Origin of the sequence: Nesterenkonia sp. F (assembly GCF_000220985.1) — a bacterium.
Taxonomy (GTDB): Bacteria; Actinomycetota; Actinomycetes; order Actinomycetales; family Micrococcaceae; genus Nesterenkonia.
In genome coordinates this window covers 19989-28616 of sequence record NZ_AFRW01000133.1, presented here as the reverse complement: position 1 = coordinate 28616, position 8628 = coordinate 19989, and the positions used below count along the sequence as shown (strand labels likewise).

Sequence of the window (8628 nt, the reverse complement as noted above, 5' to 3'; positions counted from 1 at the left end):
TCCGGGGCGAGCCCTCGGGGTTGGGCCGCCCTCATGTCCGTCCCGACGGCTCGAGGCGCCCATTGTGCGCAGCGTGCCGCGGGCGTCGGGTCCTCGCCGCGATGTGTCACGTCCTCACCGGGATGTCACGTCTCTGTGCGGGCGTGACGACCCGGTGAGGACGTGACACTCGGCTCGGAGGAGGTCGTCCGACGTCGCGCATGCCGGTGCGAGGCCTGCGCCGCCCACCACGCGCCGCCGATGATCGCCGCACACCCGAGCAGCTGGGCCGGCGTCGGCGTCTCGCGCAGCACCACGGCGCTGAGCAGCAGCGCGAAGACGCCGGGCAGGAGCAGCAGCGTGCTCGTCGTCGTCTCCGACACCCCGGTCATGCCGACGTTGAGGCACCAGAAGACCACCACCTGGCCGAGCAGCGCGAGGGCGAGCAGCTGGCCCCAGACCAGCGGCTCGGCGGGGACCTCGAAGCCGCCGGTGACCAGGCTCGCCGCCGTCGCCGCGAGCCCTGCGGCCAGGCAGACCAGCCCCAGGACGGTGAACGGGGCCGGTCGTGTCGTCGCCGGGGCGGTGCGGCGGATCACGGCCAGATAGACCGCGTAGGCGGTGCCGGCGGCCAGCCCGGCGAACACCCCGCCGAGGCGCAGCTGCGCGAGATCGACGTCGACCACGCCGGCGGTCAGCGCGACGCCGGCCAGCATCAGCGGGATGATCAGCGCCAGCTGGCGCATCGGTCGGGTGCCCTCGGAGAGCCAGGCGATCAGCGGCAGCATCACCAGCTGGATGTTCAGCAGCACTGTGGCGATGCCCGGTCCGACGGCGCCGATCGACGTGTTCCAGAAGCTGTAGTCCACGCCCAGTGCCAACCCGGCCAGCAGCGCGCCGACGACGGTCCGGCGGGGCAGGGAGGCGGTGCGGTCGACGCGGCGCAGCTCCCAGATGATCATCGGCAGCAGCATCGGCACCGCCAACAGGCAGCGCAGCGCGGCGATCACGATCGGGTCGGCGGCGATCGAGGAGATCAGCAGCGAGGTGCCGCCGAGGGCGGCGGTGCCGCCGACGAGCAGCAGTGTGCCGCGCAGGGGAGTGACCATGTCACCAGTCTATGAGCGGCCAGACCCGTCGCGGGGGCGGAGGGTGTCTGCGGCGGCCGACCGCTCGGCGGGCCGGGCCGCGCAGTCCGTCTCAGAACTTCATGGGTCAGGAGTGCATGAGTCAGGACTTCACGAGTCGACGGATCGCCGCCTGGGCCTCCTGCAGCTTCTCCTCGGCCTCGTCGCCGCCGTTCTGCACCGCATGGGCCACGCAGTGCTTCAGATGGTCGTCGAGCAGCGCGAGCCCCACGTTCTCCAGTGCGGAGGTCATCGCGCTGATCTGGGTGAGGATGTCGATGCAGTAGGTGTCGTCCTCGATCATCCGGTGGATGCCGCGCGCCTGCCCCTCGATGCGGCGCACGCGCGAGAGGTACTTCTCCTTCTCGGACATGTAGCCGTGCCCGGCGTGCTCCTCGGCGTGCCCCTCGCCGGGGTGCTCGTCGTGCTGCTGGTCAGGCTGTCCGGTGTGTGCGGCGACCTGGTCTGCGGGATGCACCAGGTCGGTCTCCGGGGTCGTCATGGGGTCTCCTCGTCTCGGCCCTCGTCTCGTCTGCGGTCCACGATACCCGACAGGGGTATACATGTGTACCCCTGAGGGGTATATTGGCGGCGAGACGAGGCGGCGGACTGCTGAAACCGGCCGTCGCCGCCGATCCCGAGACCAGGAGGTTCCCATGTCCGCCGTCCAGAGCTACACCGTCACCGGCATGTCCTGCGGCCACTGCGAGTCCGCCGTCCGTCAGGAGGTCGGCGCGCTCGAGGGCGTCACCGTCGAGTCGGTCAGCGCGGCCGAGGGCGCGCTGCGGATCACCGTCGACGACGGCGCCGCAGTCTCCGACGAGACCGTCGTCGCCGCTGTGGACGAGGCCGGATACCAGGCGGCCCGCGCGGCATGACGACGCATCCTGAGGGGACTCGGTCAGCGGAGCGCGACCCCGTGATCCCGCCGACGTCGAGTCCGTCGAGCTCGAGATCGGCGGGATGACCTGCGCCTCCTGCGCGAGCCGCATCGAGAAGAAGCTCAACCGCCTCGACGGCGTCACCGCCTCGGTCAACTACGCCACGGAGAAGGCCCGCGTCGAGGCGGAGGCCGTCGACGGCCGGGACGCGCTCGTCGAGCGCCTCGTCGCCACTGTGGAGAAGACCGGCTACCAGGCCGAGCCGTCGGCCCCGCCGGAGGCCGATGCCGGCGACGACGCCGAGCAGCGGACAGACCGCGAGCTGCGCGTGCTGCGCCGCCGGCTCGTCGTCGCCGCGGTGCTGACCGTGCCGGTCGTCGCCTGGGCGATGCTGCCGGCGCTGCAGTTCGACCACTGGGGCTGGGCCTCCCTGGTGCTCAGCCTGCCGGTCGTCGGCTGGGCCGGCTGGCCGTTCCACCGGGCTGCGGCGGTCAACGCCCGGCACGGTGCGGCCACGATGGACACGCTCATCTCGCTGGGCACGCTGGCGGCCTTCGGCTGGTCGCTCTACGCGCTGGTCTTCGGCACGGCCGGCGAGGCCTCCATGCGGCACGCCTTCACGTTCTTCCCCGCTGAGTCGGAAGCCACTTCGGCGGTCTACTTCGAGGTCGCCTCCGCGGTGACCACCTTCCTGCTGCTCGGCCGCTGGTTCGAGAAGCGCTCCAAGCGCCGCGCCGGCTCGGCGCTGCGCGACCTGCTGCAGATGGGCGCGAAGGACGTCGCCGTGCTGCGTGACGACGAGGAGGTCCGGATCCCCGTCGGCCAGCTGGCCGTCGGCGACCGCTTCGTCGTGCGCCCGGGGGAGAAGATCGCCGTCGACGGCGTCGTCGTCGCGGGGGTCTCCGGCGTGGACATGTCCATGCTCACCGGTGAGTCGCTGCCGGTGGACGTCTCGCCCGGCAGCCTGGTCTCCGGGGCGACGGTCAACACCTCCGGCCGCCTGGTCGTCCGAGCCACGCGCGTCGGCGCCGACACCCAGCTGGCGCAGATGGCCCGGCTCGTCGAGCAGGCCCAGTCCGGCAAGGCCGACGTGCAGCGACTCGCCGACCGCATCGCCGGGGTCTTCGTGCCGGTGGTGCTCGTCGTGGCCGTGCTGACCCTGGGCGCCTGGCTGCTGATCGGCGCGGCTCCGGAGGAGGCCTTCACCGCCGCCGTCGCGGTGCTGATCATCGCCTGCCCCTGCGCGCTGGGCCTGGCCACCCCCACCGCGCTGCTGGTGGGCACCGGCCGCGGCGCCCAGCTGGGCATCCTCATCCGCGGGCCGGAGGTGCTGGAGGCTTCTCGCGGCATCGACGCCGTCGTGCTGGACAAGACGGGCACGGTCACCGCCGGCACGATGGGCCTGACCGCCGTCCACTCCGCCCACGCCGAGCTCGGCGAGCGGGAGCTGCTCCGTCTGGCCGGGGCGCTGGAGTCCGGATCCGAGCACCCCATCGCCCGGGCGGTCACCGCGGCGGCCGCCGACACGCTGGGCACCCGGATCGGCGCGCTCCCGGGGGCCGGGGACTTCCGCAACCATGAGGGGCGCGGGGTGAGCGGCATCGTCGAGGACCGGGAGGTCGCCGTCGGCCGCCGGGCCTTCCTCTCCGAGCGGGGCGTCGCCGTCGACACGGGCGTCGAGGCCATGCTCGACGACGTCGAGTCGCGCGGCCGCACTGCAGTGCTGGTCGCCGTCGACGGCGCACTCGCCGGAGTGCTGATCCTCGCCGACGCGGTGAAGGACAGCTCGGCGGCCGCCGTCGCCGAGCTGCGCGAGCTCGGGCTCGCCCCGACGCTGCTCACAGGGGACAACGCCAGCACGGCCCGGCGGGTCGCCGAGGAGGTCGGCGTCGACGACGTCGTCGCCGAGGCGCTGCCCGAGGACAAAGTCGCCGCCGTCGCCGCGCTGCAGCGGCAGGGTCGGACGGTGGCGATGGTCGGCGACGGGGTCAACGACGCCGCCGCCCTGGCCCAGGCCGATCTGGGGATGGCGATGGGCACCGGCACCGACGTCGCCATCGACGCCGCCGACATCACCCTGATGCGCGGAGACCTGCGCAGCGTCGCCGACGCAGTGCGGCTGTCGCGGCAGACGCTGAGCACCATCCGCTCCAACCTGTTCTGGGCCTTCCTCTACAACACGGTGGCGATCCCGCTGGCCGCGCTCGGACTCCTCAATCCGATGCTCGCCGGCGCGGCGATGGTGCTCTCCTCGCTGTCGGTGGTGGCCAACAGCCTGCGGCTGCGCCGCTTCCGGGCCCGCTCGGGCTGAGGCGGCCCGGCCGTCGGCGTCACGGGGCGACGCCGACGTTTGCGGCCTGCGTGAGGCAGGTTTACCTTAGTGAGGTCGTCATCATTCGATGAGCGCTCCCTTGCGTAATGGCCGGGGAGATCGTCCCCACCCGTCGAGGAACCTCGTGACCGCACCCCTCCCCGCCGCGCCCGCGCGGACCGCCCCGCTGCGGCGCGCCCTCGGCGCCCGCCGGGCCGTGGTGCTGGTCGCGGGGGTGCTGATCCTGCTGGGCCTGCTCGTCGCCGGGCTGTTCGTGGGCTCCGGCGACATCTCCGCGGCCCGGACGGTGGACGTGCTGGCCCGGGCCCCGCAGCTGCTCGGCGCCGACGCCCAGGACAGGACCACCACCGAGGTCATCCTGGTGGAGCGTCGGCTGCCGCGCACGCTGCTGGCCGTCGTCGTCGGCGCCGCCCTGGGGATCTCGGGGGCGCTGATGCAGGCGCTGACCCGCAACCCGCTGGCCGACCCTGGCCTGCTCGGGGTCAACGCCGGCGCCTACACCGCGGTGGTCTTCGGCTCGGCGACGCTGGGGCTGACCATCGGCGGCGCCCACGTCTGGCTGGCCATGGGCGGGGCGCTGGTCACCGCGGTGCTCGTCCACGTGGTCGGCAGCTCCGGCACCGCCGGCCGCGGCGGGGGAGGGCCGGCTCGTCTCGTGCTCACCGGCGTCGCCGTCGGCGCGGTGCTCTCCGGCGTCAGCCACGGCGTCACCCTGGTGATGCCCGAGGTCTTCGATCGGGTGCGCTTCTGGTCCTCCGGCTCGCTGCAGGGCCGGACCTTCGACGACCTCTCCGCAGTGGCCCCCTTCATCCTGGTCGGCCTGCTGGTCGCGCTGTCGCTGCCCCGGGCGCTGAACGCCCTCGCCCTCGGCGACGACGCCGCGGTCGCCCTGGGCTCGCGGCCGGGCACGGTGCGACTGGTCGGACTGCTGGCGATCACGCTGCTCTGCGGCGCGGCGACCGCGGTGGCCGGTCCGATGTCCTTCATCGGGCTGATCGTCCCGCACGCGCTGCGGATGCTCATCGGGCCCGACCATCGCTGGCTGCTGCGGATGAGCGTGCTCGCCGCCCCGATCCTCATGCTCGGCGCCGACCTGCTGGGCCGGGTCGCCACCGCCTCCGAGCTGCCCACCGGCGTGGTCACCGCCGCCCTCGGAGCCCCGGTGCTCATCGCGCTCACTCGGCGACGCACGGTGAGGAGCCTGTGACGATGCTCGAGACCGCCCCGCGCCGCGCAGGAGGCCCCCGCGGCCACGACGGCTCCCGCGGCTCCGGCGCCCCCGCCCGATCTGAGCGTCGCCTCCCCGATCGCACCCTGCGCCTGGGCCGCTTCGGCCTGCGCCTCGACGTCCGAGCGATCGTGGTCACGCTGCTGCTGGCCGCCGTCGCGCTGTCGCTGGGCTGGTGGAACCTGATCAGCGGCTCCTCGGCGTTCACCGCCGCCGACGCCGTCGACGCGCTGCTCGGCGTCGCCGACGACGGCACCGCACGGGTGATCCTCGACTGGCGGGCGCCGCGGGTGGTGTTCACCCTGCTGGGCGGCGCCGCGCTCGCCGTCGCCGGGGCGGTCTTCCAGTCGCAGACCCGCAACCCGCTGGGCAGCCCGGACATCATCGGCTTCTCGACCGGCGCCTACACCGGGGCGCTGGTGGTCTCGCTGCTCGGCGTCGGCAGCACCTGGAGCACCCCGGCCGGCGCCGTCGTCGGCGGGCTGGGGACCGGCGTCGCCGTCTATCTGCTGGCCTGGCGCCGCGGGGCCAGCGGGCTGCGGATCATCCTGGTCGGCATCGGTGCGAGCATCTTCCTGGGCTCGGTGAACTCCTGGCTGCTGACGCTGATGAGCCGCGAGGACGCGCTCTCGGCGGCGACATGGGGCACCGGCTCGGTCAACGACATCACCTGGGCGCACGTGGCCCCGCTGCTGGCGGCTCTGGCGCTGCTGCTGCCGACGATGCTGGTCCACGGCACCGACATGACGCTGATGGAGATGGGCGACGACGCCGCCCAGGGCCTCGGCGTGCGGCTGGAGCGGGTCCGGCTGATCCAGTTCCTCTGCGGGATCGTGCTGGTGTCGGTGGTGACCGCCGGTGCCGGCCCGATCGCCTTCGTCGCGCTGGTGGCCCCGCAGCTGGCGCTGCGCCTCACCCGCGCGGCCGCGGTGCAGCTGATCCCGGCGGCTCTGATGGGCGCAGCTCTGCTGGTCGGCGCCGACCTGCTCGCGCGTTCGGCGCTGCTGCCGGTGCAGCTTCCGGTGGGCGTGATCACCCTGTGCGTCGGCGGGGTCTATCTGGTGTGGCTGCTGGTCGGCGCGGGCCGATCCGGCGGCCGAGGGAGGAGTCGCTGATGACCGACCGGCAGACCGAGATCGCGGAGGGCCAGGGCGCCGTCCCGCCGCAGGCCGCCGCCGACGTCGACCACCGGCTGGTCGCCGCCGGACTCTCGGCCGGCTATGACGAGCGCCGCGTGCTCGAGGAGCTGGACCTGCAGGTCCCCGAAGGCTCGTTCACCGTGATCATCGGCCCCAACGCCTGCGGGAAGTCCACCCTGCTGCGCAGTCTGGCGCGGCTGCTGCGTCCCGAGTCCGGCGAGGTCCTGCTCGACGGCTCCTCGATCGCCTCGGTGCCGGCCAAGGCGCTGGCGCGGACGATCGGGCTGCTGCCGCAGAGCCCCACGGCGCCCGACGGCATCAGCGTCGCCGACCTGGTCTCCCGCGGCCGGCACCCCCACCAGGGGCTGATGCGCCGCTGGAGCCGCGCCGACGAGGAGGCCGTGCTCGCCGCGCTGGAGGCCACCGGCATGGTCGAGCTGGCCGACCGTCCGGTCGACGAGCTCTCCGGCGGTCAGCGGCAGCGCGCCTGGATCGCCATGGCCCTGGCCCAGCAGACTCCGCTGCTGCTGCTCGACGAGCCCACCACCTACCTGGACATCGCGCATCAGATCGAGGTCCTCGAGCTCTGCGCCGCGCTGCAGCGCCAGGGCCGGACCCTGGTCGCAGTGCTGCACGACCTCAATCAGGCGCTGCGCCACGCCACCCACGTGGTGGCCATGCGCGAGGGGCGGATCGTCGCCCAGGGCGCGCCCGAGGCCGTCGGCACCGCCGAGCTGGTCGAGGAGGTCTTCGGCCTCGCCTCCCGGGTGATCGAGGATCCCGAGACCGGACGCCCGCTGGTCATCCCGCGGGCCCCCTGACCGGCGCTCACCGGCATCCATGACTCGCACCCGGGACCGCACCGTCCTGCCACCCCACGATGAGGAGAATCCCATGCATATCCCCCGACACCTGTCCGGCTCGTCCGCCGTCGTCTCCGTGCTGGCCGCCGCCTCGCTGGCGCTGACCGCCTGCGGAGGCTCCGCGGAGGAACCTGACGGATCCGACGGCGGCTCGGCCGGCGGCACGCTGGCGAGCGTCGAGCACAAGTTCGGCACCACCGAGGTTCCGGAGCCCGAGGACGGAGAGCTCGACGTCGTCGCGCTCGGCTGGTCCGACGCCGAGGTCGCCCTGTCGCTGGGGGTGAAGCCGATCGCGGTCCACGACTGGCTGAGCTTCGGCGAGGAGAACCACGGCGTCGGCCCCTGGGCGGCCGAGGAGTTCGGCGACGCCGAGCCCACCGTGATCCCGCGCTCCGACGACGAGCTGGACTACGAGCAGATCCAGGCGATGGATCCGGACCTGATCCTGAACGTGAACTCCTCCTACGACGAGGCCGAGTACGACCGGCTCTCCGAGATCGCCCCGACGGTCTCCGGGCCGGAGGACGCGGAGAACTTCAACCCCGGCTGGCAGAACCAGGTCCAGCTGATCGCCGATGCGCTGGGCAGATCCGAGGAGGGCGAGCAGGTCGTCTCCGACACCGAGGACGACATCGCCGCGGTCGCCGAGGAGCACCCGGAGTTCGCGGAGCTGACCGCGGTCACCGGCTCGAAGTTCGGCGAGGCCTACGGGCTCAGCTACTCCGGCGACCTGCGCTGGGACCTGATCGAGGCGCTCGGGTTCCGGATGTACGGCCCGGCGGCCGAGACCGAGCCGGATGAAGGCTTCTTCGCCAACATCTCAGCGGAGAACGTCGACGTCTTCGAGGCCGACGTCGCCGTCCTCTTCCCGATCGGCTACACGCTCCAGGACCTGCAGGACGACGAGCTGATCTCCTCGCTGGACGTGGTCCAGGATGACCGCGCGGTGATGCTGGATCCGGACGAGGATCTGGTGCAGGCCTTCAGCGCCGGCAGCCCGCAGAGCATCCAGGTCGTCCTCGACGAGCTGCCGGATCGACTGGCCGACGCCGCCTCGAACGTCGAGGAGTGAGCCGGCG

8 protein-coding genes are annotated in these 8628 nt (G+C 73.1%); 6 read left to right on the top strand and 2 right to left on the bottom strand.

All coding sequences use genetic code 11. From position 1 onward, the window contains the following. Nucleotides 1-125: 125 nt before the first annotated feature. Entirely contained in the window at nucleotides 126-1088 is a 963-nt protein-coding gene (locus GU5_RS15625; RefSeq protein WP_010525929.1) for a DMT family transporter, read from the bottom strand. Between the two features lie 121 nt (nucleotides 1089-1209). Further along, nucleotides 1210-1608, bottom strand: coding sequence for a metal-sensing transcriptional repressor (locus GU5_RS15620; protein WP_010525928.1), 399 nt, complete (start codon nucleotides 1606-1608; stop codon nucleotides 1210-1212). Between the two features lie 154 nt (nucleotides 1609-1762). Between GU5_RS15620 and GU5_RS0112585 the strand changes: the two genes are divergently transcribed. The 6 genes from GU5_RS0112585 (at nucleotide 1763) to GU5_RS0112560 (ending at nucleotide 8621) form a co-directional block, all read left to right on the top strand. Beyond that, entirely contained in the window at nucleotides 1763-1984 is a 222-nt protein-coding gene (locus GU5_RS0112585) for a heavy-metal-associated domain-containing protein (protein WP_010525927.1), read from the top strand. A 76-nt stretch (nucleotides 1985-2060) separates the two neighbouring features. Beyond that, nucleotides 2061-4298, top strand: coding sequence for a heavy metal translocating P-type ATPase (locus tag GU5_RS15615; RefSeq protein WP_050806688.1), 2238 nt, complete (start codon nucleotides 2061-2063; stop codon nucleotides 4296-4298). 145 nt (nucleotides 4299-4443) lie between these two features. Further along, the gene (locus GU5_RS0112575; protein ID WP_010525925.1) at nucleotides 4444-5526 is read left to right on the top strand and encodes an iron ABC transporter permease; all 1083 of its coding nucleotides are present in this window, start codon (nucleotides 4444-4446) and stop codon (nucleotides 5524-5526) included. Nucleotides 5527-5528: 2 nt separating this feature from the next. Then, entirely contained in the window at nucleotides 5529-6662 is a 1134-nt protein-coding gene (locus tag GU5_RS0112570) for an iron chelate uptake ABC transporter family permease subunit (protein WP_139084452.1), read from the top strand. Next, entirely contained in the window at nucleotides 6662-7507 is an 846-nt protein-coding gene (locus tag GU5_RS0112565; RefSeq protein ID WP_010525923.1) for an ABC transporter ATP-binding protein, read from the top strand. Before GU5_RS0112570 ends, GU5_RS0112565 begins: the two co-directional genes overlap by 1 nt. A 73-nt stretch (nucleotides 7508-7580) precedes the next feature. Beyond that, the gene (locus tag GU5_RS0112560) at nucleotides 7581-8621 is read left to right on the top strand and encodes an iron-siderophore ABC transporter substrate-binding protein (protein WP_010525922.1); all 1041 of its coding nucleotides are present in this window, start codon (nucleotides 7581-7583) and stop codon (nucleotides 8619-8621) included. Nucleotides 8622-8628: the final 7 nt, after the last annotated feature.

What these genes read in the sequence shown, in the direction of transcription:
- GU5_RS0112585 (WP_010525927.1), top strand. Translation starts at nt 1,763, where the DNA reads ATGTCCGCCGTCCAGAGCTACACCGTCACCGGCATGTCCTGCGGCCAC.
- GU5_RS15625 (WP_010525929.1), bottom strand. Translation starts at nt 1,088, where the DNA reads ATGGTCACTCCCCTGCGCGGCACACTGCTGCTCGTCGGCGGCACCGCC.
- GU5_RS0112570 (WP_139084452.1), top strand. Translation starts at nt 5,529, where the DNA reads ATGCTCGAGACCGCCCCGCGCCGCGCAGGAGGCCCCCGCGGCCACGAC.
- GU5_RS0112565 (WP_010525923.1), top strand. Translation starts at nt 6,662, where the DNA reads ATGACCGACCGGCAGACCGAGATCGCGGAGGGCCAGGGCGCCGTCCCG.
- GU5_RS0112560 (WP_010525922.1), top strand. Translation starts at nt 7,581, where the DNA reads ATGCATATCCCCCGACACCTGTCCGGCTCGTCCGCCGTCGTCTCCGTG.
- GU5_RS15620 (WP_010525928.1), bottom strand. Translation starts at nt 1,608, where the DNA reads ATGACGACCCCGGAGACCGACCTGGTGCATCCCGCAGACCAGGTCGCC.